The sequence below is a fragment of the Micromonospora sp. ATLC16 genome (assembly GCF_057196645.1).
In genome coordinates this window covers 59,744-73,596 of sequence record NZ_JBXUOW010000012.1, presented here as the reverse complement: position 1 = coordinate 73,596, position 13,853 = coordinate 59,744, and the positions used below count along the sequence as shown (strand labels likewise).

12 protein-coding genes are annotated in these 13,853 nt (G+C 72.6%); 7 read left to right on the top strand and 5 right to left on the bottom strand.

Features of this window, described 5'->3' with window-relative positions; translation table 11 throughout:
- Position 1 precedes the first annotated feature (1 nt).
- Together AC2CHE_RS07805 and AC2CHE_RS07800 are read left to right on the top strand one after the other, a co-directional pair.
- Positions 2 to 742 carry a hypothetical protein gene (locus tag AC2CHE_RS07805; RefSeq protein WP_484504210.1) on the top strand — a complete coding sequence of 247 codons (741 nt, stop codon included), beginning with the start codon at positions 2 to 4 and terminating at the stop codon, positions 740 to 742.
- Positions 743 to 770: 28 nt separating this feature from the next.
- Positions 771 to 1,679 carry an oxygenase MpaB family protein gene (locus AC2CHE_RS07800; protein ID WP_484504209.1) on the top strand — a complete coding sequence of 303 codons (909 nt, stop codon included), beginning with the start codon at positions 771 to 773 and terminating at the stop codon, positions 1,677 to 1,679.
- Between the two features lie 27 nt (positions 1,680 to 1,706).
- Here AC2CHE_RS07800 and AC2CHE_RS07795 read toward each other — a convergent pair whose 3' ends face one another.
- The 5 genes from AC2CHE_RS07795 to AC2CHE_RS07775 form a co-directional block, all read right to left on the bottom strand.
- A complete protein-coding gene (locus AC2CHE_RS07795; RefSeq protein ID WP_484504208.1) occupies positions 1,707 to 3,512 on the bottom strand; it encodes an IucA/IucC family protein in 1,806 nt (601 codons plus the stop codon).
- The gene (locus AC2CHE_RS07790) at positions 3,509 to 4,087 is read right to left on the bottom strand and encodes a GNAT family N-acetyltransferase (protein WP_484504207.1); all 579 of its coding nucleotides are present in this window, start codon (positions 4,085 to 4,087) and stop codon (positions 3,509 to 3,511) included. The genes AC2CHE_RS07795 and AC2CHE_RS07790 overlap by 4 nt, the downstream gene beginning before the upstream one ends.
- Entirely contained in the window at positions 4,084 to 5,364 is a 1,281-nt protein-coding gene (locus tag AC2CHE_RS07785; protein WP_484504237.1) for a lysine N(6)-hydroxylase/L-ornithine N(5)-oxygenase family protein, read from the bottom strand. Before AC2CHE_RS07785 ends, AC2CHE_RS07790 begins: the two co-directional genes overlap by 4 nt.
- Positions 5,365 to 5,399: 35 nt before the next feature.
- Positions 5,400 to 6,950: a pyridoxal phosphate-dependent decarboxylase family protein gene (locus AC2CHE_RS07780; protein ID WP_484504206.1), complete on the bottom strand. Its 1,551-nt coding sequence runs from the start codon at positions 6,948 to 6,950 to the stop codon at positions 5,400 to 5,402.
- Positions 6,951 to 7,093: 143 nt separating this feature from the next.
- The gene (locus AC2CHE_RS07775; RefSeq protein WP_484504205.1) at positions 7,094 to 8,122 is read right to left on the bottom strand and encodes an ABC transporter substrate-binding protein; all 1,029 of its coding nucleotides are present in this window, start codon (positions 8,120 to 8,122) and stop codon (positions 7,094 to 7,096) included.
- Between the two features lie 226 nt (positions 8,123 to 8,348).
- Here AC2CHE_RS07775 and AC2CHE_RS07770 point away from each other — a divergent pair, with 226 nt between their 5' ends.
- The 5 genes from AC2CHE_RS07770 (at position 8,349) to AC2CHE_RS07750 (ending at position 13,809) form a co-directional block, all read left to right on the top strand.
- On the top strand, positions 8,349 to 9,305 hold the full coding sequence (locus AC2CHE_RS07770; RefSeq protein ID WP_484504204.1) for a FecCD family ABC transporter permease: 957 nt from the start codon (positions 8,349 to 8,351) through the stop codon (positions 9,303 to 9,305).
- Entirely contained in the window at positions 9,302 to 10,324 is a 1,023-nt protein-coding gene (locus AC2CHE_RS07765; RefSeq protein WP_484504203.1) for a FecCD family ABC transporter permease, read from the top strand. Before AC2CHE_RS07770 ends, AC2CHE_RS07765 begins: the two co-directional genes overlap by 4 nt.
- A 95-nt stretch (positions 10,325 to 10,419) precedes the next feature.
- Positions 10,420 to 11,229 (top strand): ABC transporter ATP-binding protein, encoded by an 810-nt coding sequence (locus tag AC2CHE_RS07760; protein WP_484504202.1) that lies wholly within the window; start codon positions 10,420 to 10,422, stop codon positions 11,227 to 11,229.
- Entirely contained in the window at positions 11,226 to 13,268 is a 2,043-nt protein-coding gene (locus AC2CHE_RS07755) for a penicillin acylase family protein (protein ID WP_484504201.1), read from the top strand. The genes AC2CHE_RS07760 and AC2CHE_RS07755 overlap by 4 nt, the downstream gene beginning before the upstream one ends.
- A complete protein-coding gene (locus tag AC2CHE_RS07750) occupies positions 13,261 to 13,809 on the top strand; it encodes a GNAT family N-acetyltransferase (protein WP_484504200.1) in 549 nt (182 codons plus the stop codon). Before AC2CHE_RS07755 ends, AC2CHE_RS07750 begins: the two co-directional genes overlap by 8 nt.
- Positions 13,810 to 13,853 lie beyond the last annotated feature (44 nt).

Below are 13,853 nucleotides of genomic sequence, written 5' to 3'. Positions count from 1 at the left end.
GGTGGCACCGGTCAGTCCAACGCAGCGGGTCCTCTCCCCCGACGACGTGGTCGACTTCGTCCGGTCCTCGTTCGGGCCGGACCGGCGGGTGGCCGACTGCGGGCCGCTGTCCGGCGGCGGCTTCGCCGCGGTGTGGTGGGTCCGCCTCGACGACGGTCGGCCGGCGGGCCGCACGCCATCAGGTCACCGGGACGTGGTGCTGAAGGTCGCCCCGCCGCCCACCACCCGGCTGTTGCGCTACGAGACCGACCTGCTCGCCGCCGAGGCGCGCTACTTCCGGCTGGTCGCCGCACGGGCACCACAGGTGCCGGTGCCGCCGGTGCTGCACCACGGCCGGGACCGGCGGCTCGGTGAGTGGCTGGTCACCGGCCGGCTGCCCGGCCTGGCGCTGCCCGACCTGGACGGTCACGACGGGCCGGTGCGCGCCGACCTGGGCGCGGCGACGGCCGCCCTGCACCGGATCACCGGCGACCGGTTCGGCTACGACGCCGGGCGCACCGGCGGCCCCACCTGGTCGGCCGCGTTCACGGCGATGATCGAGGACCTGCTCGCCGACGCGGCCGACTGGCAGGTGGCGTTGCCGGTGCCGCCGCAGCGGCTGCGCGCCCTGGTGGCCCGGCACGGCGAGCTGCTCGACACGGTACGCCGGCCGACCGCCGCACGGACGGCGCAGGCTGCCCACCGCCGCACGGACGGCGCAGCCGGGTCGGACCAGCCGGCGCAGGCCAGCCGGCCCGACTGACGTTCGACCACACACCGGAGGAGCCGTGTTGCGAGACCGTCACGCCAACCTGGCGCGGATCCGTTCGCTCGACCCCGAGCGTGACCATCTGGCGATCTACCAGACGATGCTGCGTCGCGAGTTCTGTTGGGATCTGAGGCTCGGGCTCAACCTGGCCTTCAACCGCTCCTTCTCGATCCCGGAGATCGCCGCCGTGCACACCGCCACCGGCGAGCTGACCCGGCGGACCCGCAAGCGCATCGACGACACCGGCCTGCTGATGTACGAGATGGTGCTCAACGGATTCGACCATCCGCGCGGGCGCTCCGCGTTGCGTCGGGTCAACCAGATCCACCGCCCGTACGGCATCGGCAACGACCACTACCGGTACGTGCTCGGCTGCCTGGTGGTGGTGCCGACCCGGTGGATCGACAGGTACGGCTGGCGTCCCACCTGCTGTCACGAACGGCACGCCACCCACACCTTCTACCGGGAACTGGGCCGCCGGATGGGCATCACCGACATCCCGGAGACCTATCAGGAGTTCGCCGACTGGTTCGACGCGTACGACGCGGCGCAGCTGCGGCCCAACGACGACGCGGCGGCGATCGAGCGGGCCACCCGGGCGCTGCTGCTCGGCCGGCTGCCCCGACCGCTGGCTCCGATCGGTGACGCCCTGGTCGCCGCGCTGTACGACGACCGGCTGCGCGCGGCCACCCGGGTCGCCACCCCGGCCTGGCCGGTGCGGGCCGGGCTGCACGCCGGGCTGCGCGTCCGGGCGTGGCTGCTGCGCCACGTCGGCCGGCCCCGCACCGAGCCGCTGTTCGCCGACGGGGTGATCAGCACGAGGACGTATCCCGACGGCTACACCATCGACCAGCTCGGCCCGGCTGACCCGCCCGCCCGGCAGACGCCCGTCGACGACGCCGCCACCGCAGGCGGCCCCGACCCCGGCTAACCGGTCGGGATCGGGGTACGCCGCGGGTCAGGACGGTGCGAAGCGGGAGATCGGGTTGGTCAGGGCACCGACCAGTTGCAGGGCGGCGGACGGGTCGGCCAGGTCGACCATCTGCTGGTTGTCGCGCAGTTGCAGCCGGTTGAGGCAGGACAGTGCGAACTCCGGGGCGAACAGGTCGTACCGGGCCAGCCGGTCGGCCAGGTGGGGTACCCGGCCGGCGTACTCGGTGGCGCAGTCGGCCACGGTACGCCAGAACTCCTCCTCGCCGACGACCCCCTGATCGGCCAGGGTCGCGCCGAGAAAGCGGAAGAAGCAGTCGAAGACGTCGGTGAAGATCGACAGCAGCTTCATGTCCTCCGGAATGTCGGCGCGGACCCGCTCGACAGCGGGCGGCAGCTGCGCCGCGGCGCTCATCACCACGATCTCCTCGGCGATGTCCTTGAAGATCGCTCGCTCGACGATCCCGTCGCGCAGCACCAGGATGACGTTCTCACCGTGCGGCATGAACGCCAGGTCGTAGGCGTAGAACGCGTGCAGCAGCGGGGTCAGGTAGGCGTTCAGGTAGCGGCGCAGCCACACCGCCGGCGCCAGCCCGGAGGCGGCGATCAGCTCGGCGGCGAACGACCGCCCGTCGGCGTCGACGTGCAGCAGCGACGCCATGGTGGCCAGTCGCTGACCGTCAGCCAGGTCGGGGACGGGGCTCTCCCGCCAGAGCGCGGCCAGCATCTTCCGGTACGGCGAGTAGCGGTCGGTGGCGGCCTCGTACTGGCGGTGCCGGTAGCCGACGGCGGCCCGCTCCCTGATTATCGTCAGCCCGGTGGCCCGGAACACCTCGTCGCCGTCGATCAGGTCGGCCAACCAGTCGTTGATGGCCGGGGTGGCCTCCATGTACGCGGCCGACAGCCCCCGCATGAAGCCCATGTTCAGCACGGACAACGCGGTCTTGACGTAGTGCCGCTGCGGGTGGCTGACGTTGAAGAAGGTGCGGATGGACTGCTGGGCGAGGTACTCGTCGGGCCCCGCACCGAGGCAGACCAGTCGGCGACGCGCCACCTCGCCGGCGAAGGTGACAGACAGCTTGTTCCACCACTGCCAGGGATGCACCGGGATGAGGTGGTAGTCGGCGAGGTCCAGGCCCAGCTCGGACATGGTCGCGGCGAACCGGGCGAGGGTCGCCTCGCCCAGTTCGGTGCGCAGCAGCGTCTCCTCGTCCAGGTCTGCGGCGCTGGTGAAGGTGGTGTGGTCGCGGTGGGCGGCGAGCCAGATCAGCCGCACCGGGTGGGCCGCCTCGGGGGCGTACCGGTGGTACTCGTCGACACCGAAGCCGAGTCGCCCGTTGTTGGCCACGAAGCAGGGGTGGCCCTCGGTCATCGACGTCTCGATGGTCTGGAAGTCGGCCTCCACCAGCTTCGCCGCGCCGGGCAGCGCCCGGTCCAGCTTGTATGCCAGGCCGGCGAGGGTGGAGGTGATCTCCTCAAGGTAGACCGGCAGGATCCGGTCGGTGAGGCCGAGCGCGTCGCGCAGGTCGAGGCAGAGATCGACCGCGTCCAGCGGCAGCGGCTCGCCGTCCCGGTGCCGGGTGATGCTCTCCGGGTCGATGTCCCAGTGCTCCAGGGTCAGCACCCGGGCCGCGAACCGGTACCGGACCGCGCCGGAGGCGGCGGTGACGGCGTACCAGCGGCGGCCGGTGCCCTCGACGGCGGCCGGGTCGTCCGGTTCGGGAGTGAGTAGGCGCTCGTGGGTGAATTCGGCGAGCGCCTTGCGCACCAGCAGGCGGTTTGCCCGCTCCCAGGTCTGTGGGCGCAGGTGGGCCACCGGGTCGCGGGTGGTCATGCCGGTACTCCTTCGTCTCGGGTGGCGGCCAGGAACCGCTGCCGGGTGCAGATGCTCAGCAGGGCCGTCTTCTCCGGCTTGGTGACCGGTCCGACCACCTGGAAGCCGACCGCCGCGTTGAGCGCGTGCACGGCGGTGTTGCGCACGTCCGGCTCCACCACGACCCGGTGCGTGGCGGAGTCGGCGAAGAGCCAGGCCAGCACGGTGGTGATGACCGCGCGGGTGAAGCCGGAGACGGGGGTGTCGGTGGGCGCGCAGAGAAAGTGCATGCCGACGTCGCCGGGCCGGGCATCGTGCAGGCCGACCAGTTCGACGCGCGCCGGATCGTAGCGTTCGGCGAGGAACGCCGGCCCGCTCCGCCACAGACCGAGGTACGCCTCGTGATGCGGATGATCGGCGATGCGCTGGTACTCGGCGACCACGGCGCCGACGTCGGCGTCCTGCATCAGCCAGAACGCCGCCTTGGGGTGGGTCACCCACCGGTGCAGCGTCGGCGCGTCGGCGGTCACGTCGAGCGTACGCAGGGCGAAATCGCCGAGACGCCGATCGTGGCGGGTGTAGACGACCCCGGTCACCCGGTCACCCCGAAGTCCTGGAAGGCGATCGACTTCTCGATCGGGTACGCCTCACGGCCGAGCAGTTCCCGGATGATCCAGCTGTTGCGGTACGGGCCCATGCCGAGATCGGGCGAGGTGATGCTGTGCGTGTGGGTGCCGCCGTTCTGCAGGAACACGCCGCGCCCGGTGCAGTCCACGCTGTAGTTGCGGGCCACGTCGAACCGACCGTGGGCGTCGAAGCGCAGCCGGTCCCGGACCGGGTCCAGGAACGCCGGCATCTCGTACCGGTAGCCGGTGGCCAGCACCAGCCCCTCGGTGTCCAGGGTGAAGTCGCGTTCCTGCTCGACGTGGCGCAGCCGCAGGGTGTGCGCGCCGGTGCGCTCGTCGTGGGTGACCCCGGTCAGCTCGGTGTTGGTCAGCAGCCGGGTGTTCACCGGGCCGTCGATGCTGGCGGCGTAGAGCAGGTCGTAGATGTCGTTGACCAGATCGGCGGAGATGCCCTTGAACAACCCCTTCTGCTCGGCCTCCAGCCGGTACCGGGTGGGCTCGGGCAGCGCGTGGAAGTAGTCCACGTAGTCCGGCGAGGTCATCTCCAGCGTGAGCTTGGTGTACTCCAGCGGGAAGAAGCGGGGCGAACGGGTCACCCAGTTGAGCTGGTAACCGTGGGTGTGGATGTCGCCGAGCAGGTCGTGGTAGATCTCGGCGGCGCTCTGCCCGCTGCCGACGATGGTGATGCTCCGCTTGGCCTGCAACGCGTCCCGGTGTTCCAGGTACCGGGAGTTGTGCACGGCGTCCGAGCTCAGCCCGGCGCAGGCGACCGGCAGGTGCGGTGGGGTGCCGGTGCCGAGCACCAGGTGCCGGGCCCGGTGGGTGACGGTGGCGCCGCCGACCGTGGCGGTCACCACGTACCGGTCGTCGGTGGGGTCGTGCTCGACGGCGGTGACCTGGTGGCCGAACCGCAGGTTGGGCAGCTTCGCGGCGGCCCAGCGGCAGTACGCGTCGTACTCCACCCGCAGCGGGAAGAAGTTCTCCCGGATGTAGAAGGGGTAGAGCCGGCCCATCTCCTTGAGATAGCTGAGGAAGGAGAAGGGCGAGGTGGGGTCGGCGAGGGTGACCAGGTCGGCCAGGAACGGCGTCTGCAACCGGGCCGACTCCAGCAGCATGCCGGGATGCCAGGAGACGTCCTCGCGGGCCTCCAGGAACAGCCCGTCGAGGTCGGCGATGGGTGCGGTCAGGCAGGCCAGGCCGAGGTTGTACGGCCCGAGGCCGATCCCGATGAAGTCGTAGCTTTCCATCCGGCCCTCCAGGCTCGGGTTGGCGAGTGCCATGATCAGCCGACCGGGCAGGTCAGGTCGGCGGCGGGCGCACCGGCGTGTTCGTGCACGTGACGGCCGGCGTGCTCGGCGATCAGGTCCAGCACGTAGGCGACGTCCTCGACGGTGGTGGCCGGGTTCAGGACGGTGAACTTGAGGTACTGGCGACCGTCGACCCTGGTGCCGGCGACCACGGCGAGACCGGAGGCGGCCAACGCCTCGCGGGCCCGCAGGTTGGCCGCGTCGGCCAGGTCCCGGCCGGGTCCGGTGGGCCGCCAGCGGAACACCACGGTGCTCAGCTGCGAACGGGTCAGCACCTCGAAGCGTGGGTCCGCGGCAACCAGCTCCCATGCCTGCGCGGCCCGGTCGCAGACCTCGTCGAACAGTTCACCGACGGCGTCGGGCCCCATCACCCGCAGGGTGAGCCAGAGTTTGAGCGCGTCGAACCGGCGGGTGGTCTGCAGGCTCTTGTCGACCTGGTTGGGGATGCGCTGGGCGACCATCCGGGCCGGGTTGAGGTAGTCGGCGTGCCAGGTGGCGTGCCGCAGGGTCCGCCGGTCGCGGACCAGCAGCGTGCTGGAGCTGACCGGCTGGAAGAAGGACTTGTGGTAGTCGACCGTCACCGAGTCCGCGCGTTCGATGCCGTCGAGCAGGTGCCGGCGGGTGGGCGAGACCAGCAGCCCGCAGCCGTACGCGGCGTCGACGTGCAGCCACACGCCGGCCGTCGCGCACACCTCGGCGATGCCGTCGAGCGGGTCGATCGTGCCGAAGTCGGTGGTGCCGGCGGTGGCCACCACCGCCATGACGGTCAGTCCGGCGCGCCGGCAGCGGGTGATCTCGTGCCGGACCGCGCCGGGGCGCATCCGCCGGTCGGGGCCGGTCTCCACCACCACTACCGCGTCCGGTGCCAGGCCGAGCAGCTTTGCCGCCTTCTGCACGCTGAAGTGACCGGCCGCCGAGGCGATGATCCGCAGCTGGGGCAGGAGGATCCGCCGGTCGGCGGAGGTCGCCGCGGCCAGCGCCTCCTCCCGGGCCAGCAGCAGGGCGTGCAGGTTGGACTGGGTGCCGCCGCTGGTGAACACCCCGTCGGCGATCGGGCCGAGACCGATCCGGTCGGCGGTCCACTCGATGAGCCGGCGTTCGATCAGGGTGCCGCCGGCGCTCTGGTCCCAGGTGTCCATGGAGGAGTTGACCGCGCTGAGGATCGCCTCGCCGAGCAGCGCCGGGATCACCACCGGGCAGTTGAGGTGGGCCAGGTAACGAGGGTGGTGGAACCAGACCGCGTCGCGCAGGTAGACGTCCTCCAGCTCGTCGAGCGCGGCGGTGGTGTCGCCCAGCGGCCGGTCCAGGTCGATCGCCTCCACCCGGGGGGCGAGTTCGTCCGGGCGTACGCCGGTGAAGGGTCCGTTCGCCTCGGCCACCCGACGGGCGACCCGGTCGGTGCCGGCGGCCACCGCCCGGCGGTACTGCTCGACCGTGTCGTGGTTGAGCAGGTGTGCCCGGGCAGGTGTGGTCTCGCGCGTCGGGTGGGTCGGCGTTGCCTCGGCGGGGTGCCCCGGCAGGGTCATGGACGTGTCCTCCACGCTCGGCGGTTCGGTTTTCGGGCAGCCGGAACCCGCCGCACGACAGGTGGGCGGCGGGCAGTTCGGTCCTGGGGGGGGTTGCGGGGCGGCCGGTGCGGTGGTCGACCGTGGCCGGCCGCCCGGCCGCGTCAGGTGAGCTTCCTCGCTCCCTGGATCGCCTTGGCGAGGTTCTCCAGCAGCGGAGCCGCGCCCGCGTACGAGAACCGGGGCACCGCGTCCCACGGCGCGACCTGCCCGGCCTGCACGGCGGGCAGTTGCTTCCAGGTGGGCTTGGCGGCCAGATCGGTGGGTTGCAGGGCGGTGCCGCGGTTGTCGAGCAGGATCAGGTCGGCGGGGAACTTGCCGGCGTTCTCCCAGCTGAGCGCCTCGAAGTAGTCGCCGGCCTCAAGCTTGGTCGGCACCACGATGTCGACGCCGAGTTCGGCGAAGTACATCAGGTCGGTGCTGACCTTGGGGTTGGAGACGTAGAACAGGTCGGGGCTGCCCGAGGCGGCCATCACCTTGATGCCCGGGTTGGCCGCGACGGCCTGGCGGACCGCCTCCGCGGCGGCCTCGAACCGTGCCTTGGCGTCGGTGACCTTGGACGCGGACAGGTCGGCGCCGAGGGACTCGGCGAGCTGGGCGTACCGTTCGATCGGCGTGGTCATCGGCACCCGGGCGGTGGAGATGGTCACCACCGGCGCCAGCGGCAGGATCTTGTCCTTGCTCTCGTCCGGCACGTACCAGTAGGCGCCCGGGTCGTACGAGTGGGTGACCAGCAGCTCCGGGCGGAGAGCGGCGTACTTCTCGACGCTGAACTCGCCCCAGACGTTGCCGAGGATCTCCACGCTCTCCACGTGCAGGTCACCGGCCTGCGGCTCCACGCTGCCGTCGGCCTTCTTCGTCTCGCCGAAGACGCCAACGATCTCGCTTCCGAGTCCGAAATCGACGAGTGCCGCGGCGGAGCCGGTGAAGGCGACCACCCGTTCCGGCCGGGCGTCGGCGGTGACCTTCTCGGGGCGGTCGTCGGTGAACGACCAGGGCCCTGAGGTGTTGTCGCCGGCGACTTCGGAGGAATCGTCGCGGCCGCAGCCGACGAGTGCGGCGGCCACGGCGGCTCCGCCGACGGCGAGCAGCCCCCGGCGGGAGAGGCGATGGGCGGAGAGGTGCTCAGACATTCGTGTCGTCTTTCGATCAGGGTCTCGGACCATGGACAGCCGAGGGTTAGGCTAACCTAACCTAACCTCGTGCCTAAACTCGGCCCCTGTCAAGTCCCGACGGCGTTTTCGCACTACACTGGAGTTCACACTGTCCGTCATCGAGTCGCCACCCTATGAAACGCCGACCCGGTCGACCACACCGCCCCGGCGCCGCCGTACCGCCCTGCGCGCCAGCGGTCTCCTCATGGCCGCGCTGACCCTGCTCACGGTCGCGGTGCTCAGCATGGCCGTCGGCGCCAAGCCGATCCCCCCGTCCGAGGTCTGGCACGCCCTGACCGACCGCGACGCCGCCGAGTACGCGGTCGTACGGGAGCTACGGCTGCCCCGGACGCTGCTCGGGCTGTTGGCCGGCGCCGCGCTCGGGGTGGCCGGCGCGGCGATGCAGGCGCTCACCCGCAACCCGCTGGCCGACCCCGGCCTGCTCGGCATCAACGCCGGAGCCGCCGCCGCCATCGCGACCGCCACCGCCCTGTTCGGCCTCGGCGGCGGCACCGGGCAGGTGTGGTTCGCGCTGCTCGGCGCCGCCGTCGTCACCATCGGGGTGTACGCGGTCGGTGGCGGTCGCGCGGCCACCCCGGCCCGCCTGGCGTTGGCCGGCGCGGCCCTCAACGCGGCCCTGTACTCGTACGTCAGCGCGGTGATGCTGCTCGACGCGGCCGGCCTGGAACGGCTGCGCTTCTGGACCGTCGGGTCACTGGCCAGCGCCGACGACGGCACGGTGCTGCGGGTGCTGCCGTTCATCGCCGTCGGGCTGCTGGTCGCGCTGGCCGCTGCCCGACCGCTCAACGCGCTCGCCCTCGGCGACGACGCCGCGCAGGCCCTGGGCGCCCGGCCGGCCGTGGCCCGGGCCGGTGTGATCCTCGCCATCACCCTGCTCTGCGGGGCCGCCACCGCCGCCTGCGGGCCGATCGTCTTCGTCGGGCTGCTCGTGCCGCACCTGGTCCGGGCCCTCACCGGCCCCGACCTGCGCTGGCTGCTGCCCTACTGCGCGCTGCTCGCCCCGGTGCTGCTGCTCGGCTCCGACGTGCTCGGCCGGGTCGTCGGCCGTCCCGGCGAACTCCAGGTCGGGCTGATCACCGCCGTGGTCGGCGGCCCGCTGTTCCTGACGCTGGTGCTCAGGACGAGGACGACCCGCTCATGATCGTGATTCGTACACCCGGGCAGCTCTCCGTCCGGTTGCGTCCCCGCGTCCTCGCCGTCGGCGCGCTCTGCCTGCTACTGACCGTCGGCGTCGGCGTGCTGGCCGTCGGACATGGCGAGTACCCGATGTCACCGGCCGACGTGCTGCGCACGCTGACCGGTGGCGGCAGCGCCGCCGAGGAGTTCATCGTCACCCAGTTGCGGTTGCCCAGACTGGTCACCGGCCTGGCCGTGGGTACCGCGCTCGGTCTGGCCGGGGCGGTCTTCCAGTCGCTGGTCCGCAATCCGCTGGGCAGCCCGGACGTGCTCGGCTTCACCCAGGGCGCCGCGACCGGCGCGCTCGTCGTGGTCGCCGTCGCCGGCAGCAGCGCCGCGCTCGCCGGTTCCGCGGCCCTCGGCGGTGTGGTCACCGGCCTGCTCATCTACCTGATCGCCTGGCGGCGCGGCGTACACGGCTACCGGCTGGTCCTGGTCGGCATCGGCATGTCGGCCATCCTCACCGGCGTCAACGGCTACCTGATGACCCGGATACCGCTGATGAGCGCCTCCCGGGCGATGCTCTGGCTCACCGGCAGCCTCGACGGTCGCGGCTGGTCCGACGCCGTACCGCTGCTGGTCGCCCTCGCGGTGCTGGTGCCGGCGCTGCTGGCCTGCGCTCCGGCGCTGCGGATGACCGAGCTGGGCGACGACGCCGCCAGTGGGCTGGGGGTGAGTGTGCACCGGATGCGGATGCTGCTGCTCGCCGGGGCCGTGCTGCTGGTGGCGCTCTCCGCGGCCGCCGCCGGGCCGGTGCCGTTCGTCGCGCTCACCGCCCCCCACCTCGCCCGCCGGCTCACCCGGGCACCCGGGGTCACCCTGCTGCCGGCAGCGTTCATCGGCGCGCTGATCACCGTCGTCGCCGATCAGGTCGCCCTGCGCGCCCTCCCCGGTCAGCTGCCGGTCGGCGTGGTGACCGGCGTGATCGGCGGCGGCTACCTGGTGTGGCTGCTGGCCACCGAGCGCCGGGCGGGTCGACTGTGACGACCGACCAGTCCGGCACACCGCACCCGACCAGGGTGCCGACCCCGACCACCGTGCCGACCCCGGCCAAGACATCCGAGAACGGAGCAACCAGCATGTCGACCTCCCGGCTCGGTGGCAACGGGCTGCGGCTCGCCTACGACCGACGTGTCGTCGCCGAGGGCCTCACCGTTGCCGTGCCCGACCACTCCTTCACGGTCATCATCGGCCCGAACGCGTGCGGCAAGTCCACGCTGCTGCGGGCGCTGTCGCGACTGCTGAAGCCGGCAGCCGGGGCCGTGCTGCTCGACGGTGCGAACATCCACCGACTTCCCGCCCGCGCCGTGGCCCGTACGCTCGGGTTGCTGCCCCAGTCGCCGATCGCCCCCGACGGCATCGGGGTGGCCGAGCTGGTCGCCCGGGGGCGCTACCCGCACCAGGGGCTGCTGCGGCAGTGGTCCCCCGACGACGAGCGGATCGTCGCCGAGTCGATGGCCGCCACCGGCGTCGACGACCTCGGCGACCGGCTGATCGACGAACTCTCCGGCGGTCAGCGGCAGCGGGTCTGGCTGGCCATGGCGCTGGCCCAGCAGACGCCCCTGCTGCTGCTGGACGAACCCACCACGTACCTCGACATCGCCCACCAGATCGAGGTCCTCGACCTGTGTGCCCGGCTGCACGAGGAGCAGGGCCGCACGCTGGTCGCGGTGCTGCACGACCTCAACCACGCCGCCCGCTACGCCACCCACCTGATCGCGATGCGCGATGGCCGGGTGGTGGCCGCCGGTGAACCCCGCCGGATCGTCACCGCCGAACTGGTCGAGGAGGTCTTCGGCCTGCCCTGCCGGGTCATCGACGACCCGGAGACCGGCACGCCGCTGGTGGTTCCGGCCGCTCGTGCCCGAGTCGGTACGATGGCGCGGTGAGCGCCCGCCGCTACCGCGACGCTTACGGCGTCCCGCACCTGCGCGCCGACGATCACACGTCGCTGGCCTACGCCCAGGGCCAGGTCACCGCCCTGGACCGGGCCTGGCAGATCGAGGTGGAACGGCACCGGTCCCAGGGCACCTCCGCCTCGTTCCTGGGCGCCGAGGCGGTGGCCTGGGACAGCTTCGCCCGCCGGGCGAGGCTCGACGACACCGCGCGGCGCTGCCACGCCGCCCTCGACCCGGCCACCGCCGAGTGGGTGGGTCGCTACGTGGACGGGGTCAACGCCGCGCTGGCCGCCGGTGCGGCGCAGGCTGCCGAGTTCGCCGCCACCGGGCTGCGACCGGGCCGCTGGCAGCCGTGGACGCCGCTGGCGATCTGGCTCGGTCACCACGTGCTCTTCGCGGGCTTCGGCACCAAACTCTGGCGCGACCACGTGACACGGCGACTCGGCCCGCAGGCCACCGGCCTGTTCGCCGTCGACAACCAGGTCACCTCGGGCAGCAACGGCTGGCTGCTCGCCGCCGACCGTACCGCCACCGGGGCCGCCCTGATCGCCGGTGATCCGCACCGGTTCATCGAGGCGCCCGGCATCTACCAGCAGGTCCGTCTCGCCTGCCCGGAGTACGACGTGCTCGGGTTCGCCGTGCCCGGCGTCCCGGGCATCCCTCACTTCGGGCATGCCGGGCAGGTCGCCTGGGCGATCACCAACGCGATGGCCGACTACCAGGACGGTTACGCCGAACGGCTGCGCCGCCGGGGCGACCGCGTCGAGGCGTACGGGCCGCACGGGTGGCGGCCCGCGCACCGGCACGTCGAGACGATCGAGGTGGCCGGTGCCGAACCGGTCGAGGTCGAGGTGATCGAGACCGACCGGGGGCCGCTGGTCTCCGGCGGTCCGGACGACGACCCAGCCGTCACGGTCAGCCTGCGCTACCCGCCCCGCGTCCTCGGTGAGCTGGGCTTCGGCGTCCTGCCGGCGTTGCTGCGGGCACGCACCGTCGACGACGTCGACGCGGCACTGGACGGCTGGGTCGAGCCGGTGAACGTGGTCCTCGCGGCCGACACGACCGGCGGACTGCTGCACCGGGTGGCCGGCCGGGTGCCCCGACGCCACCGGGACAACGGGCTGCGGATGGTCCCCGGATGGGAGCCGGGCCACGCCTGGCAGGGCTGGCACGACATGCCGAAGGCACCGGTCGACCGGGTGGCGGTGATGGCCAACGACCGTGGCCTCGCCGCCGGGCTCGGCGTGGAGTTCGCGCCGCCGTACCGGGCCGACCGGATCCGCCAACTGCTGGACGCCACCGACGGCTGGCGGGCCGAGCAGTTGGCGACCGTGCACACCGACACCTACCTGGCCGCCGCCGCGCCGCTGCTGGACCTGCTCGCCACGCTGGACGGGCTCGGTCCGGCCGCCGCCGGACTGCGGGAACGGCTGCTCGCCTGGGATCGCCGGATGGCCGCCGACAGCGTCGACGCCGCCGCCTTCGCCGACCTGCGGGCCGCCGTGACCCGCCGGCTGGCCGGCCACCCCGCGCTGGCAACGCTGGCCGACCCGCCCGCCTATCCCGAGGTGTTCCGGCCGTGGCTGACCCTGCCGACCCGGGTCGGGTACGCGGTGAATCCGCTGCTGTACGCCAACCTGCCCGGCCTGGATCGGGCCGACCTGCTGAGCGAGGCCCTGACGGAGGTGGCCGCCGCCGGCGACCCCCCGGGCTGGGGCGAACGGCACCGGCTCGTGCCGTGGCGGGCGCTGCCCGACCCGGCCGCGCCGCCGGGTCCGCAGCTCTCCGGCGACCACGACTGTGTGCTGGCCACCTCCAGCGTTCCCGGAGTCACCGACCTGTGCCTGCGCGGGCCGGCGGCCCGCTACGTGTGGGACCTGGCCCGGCGGGACAACAGCCGCTGGGTGGTGCCGCTCGGCGCCACCGGAAGCGGACCGCACCGCGACGACCAACTGCCGCTGTGGGTGCGCGGTGACCTGATCCGGGCCGGCTGTGACTGGGACCGGCTGACCGAGGAGCACGATGACTGACCGGCACCACCACGAACGACGCGTGCCCCGATTCGGTGTGGTCACCTTCCGGCCGGTCGAGCCCGACGCCGACGCCGACGTGATCCACTCGTGGGTCTGTCAGGAGCGGGCCCGGTTCTGGGGGATGCGCGACGCCGACCGGGAGCAGGTCGCCGAGATCTACCGGTACGTGGACTCGCTGTCCACCCACCACGCGTACCTCGCCCTGCGCGACGGGCGTCCGGTGGCGCTGTTCCAGACCTACGAACCGGAGCACGACCCGGTCGGCGAGTGCTACCCGGTACGCCCCGGCGACCACGGCGGACACCTGCTGATCGGCACCCCGGTACGCCCCGAACCGGGCTTCACCGGCACGCTGCTGGGCGAGTTCGTCGCCTTCGTCTTCACCGACCCCAGCCGGCTACGTCTGGTGATGGAGCCGGACGCCCGCAACGAGAAGGCGATCACCCGACTGCGCCGGGCCGGCTTCGTCGACGGCCCGCTGATCGACCTGCCCGACAAACGCGCCCGGCTGATGCTCCTCGACCGCCCTTCGGCCTAGCCCGACGTGCGGCATGTCGCGCCTTCCCGTCGCTCGGACACCGC

Bases quoted from the DNA above. Each gene is read 5' to 3' on its own strand.
- AC2CHE_RS07795 (WP_484504208.1), bottom strand. From the start codon at position 3,512: ATGACCACCCGCGACCCGGTGGCCCACCTGCGCCCACAGACCTGGGAG.
- AC2CHE_RS07785 (WP_484504237.1), bottom strand. From the start codon at position 5,364: ATGGAAAGCTACGACTTCATCGGGATCGGCCTCGGGCCGTACAACCTC.
- AC2CHE_RS07780 (WP_484504206.1), bottom strand. From the start codon at position 6,950: ATGACCCTGCCGGGGCACCCCGCCGAGGCAACGCCGACCCACCCGACG.
- AC2CHE_RS07775 (WP_484504205.1), bottom strand. From the start codon at position 8,122: ATGTCTGAGCACCTCTCCGCCCATCGCCTCTCCCGCCGGGGGCTGCTC.
- AC2CHE_RS07770 (WP_484504204.1), top strand. From the start codon at position 8,349: ATGGCCGCGCTGACCCTGCTCACGGTCGCGGTGCTCAGCATGGCCGTC.
- AC2CHE_RS07765 (WP_484504203.1), top strand. From the start codon at position 9,302: ATGATCGTGATTCGTACACCCGGGCAGCTCTCCGTCCGGTTGCGTCCC.
- AC2CHE_RS07760 (WP_484504202.1), top strand. From the start codon at position 10,420: ATGTCGACCTCCCGGCTCGGTGGCAACGGGCTGCGGCTCGCCTACGAC.
- AC2CHE_RS07750 (WP_484504200.1), top strand. From the start codon at position 13,261: ATGACTGACCGGCACCACCACGAACGACGCGTGCCCCGATTCGGTGTG.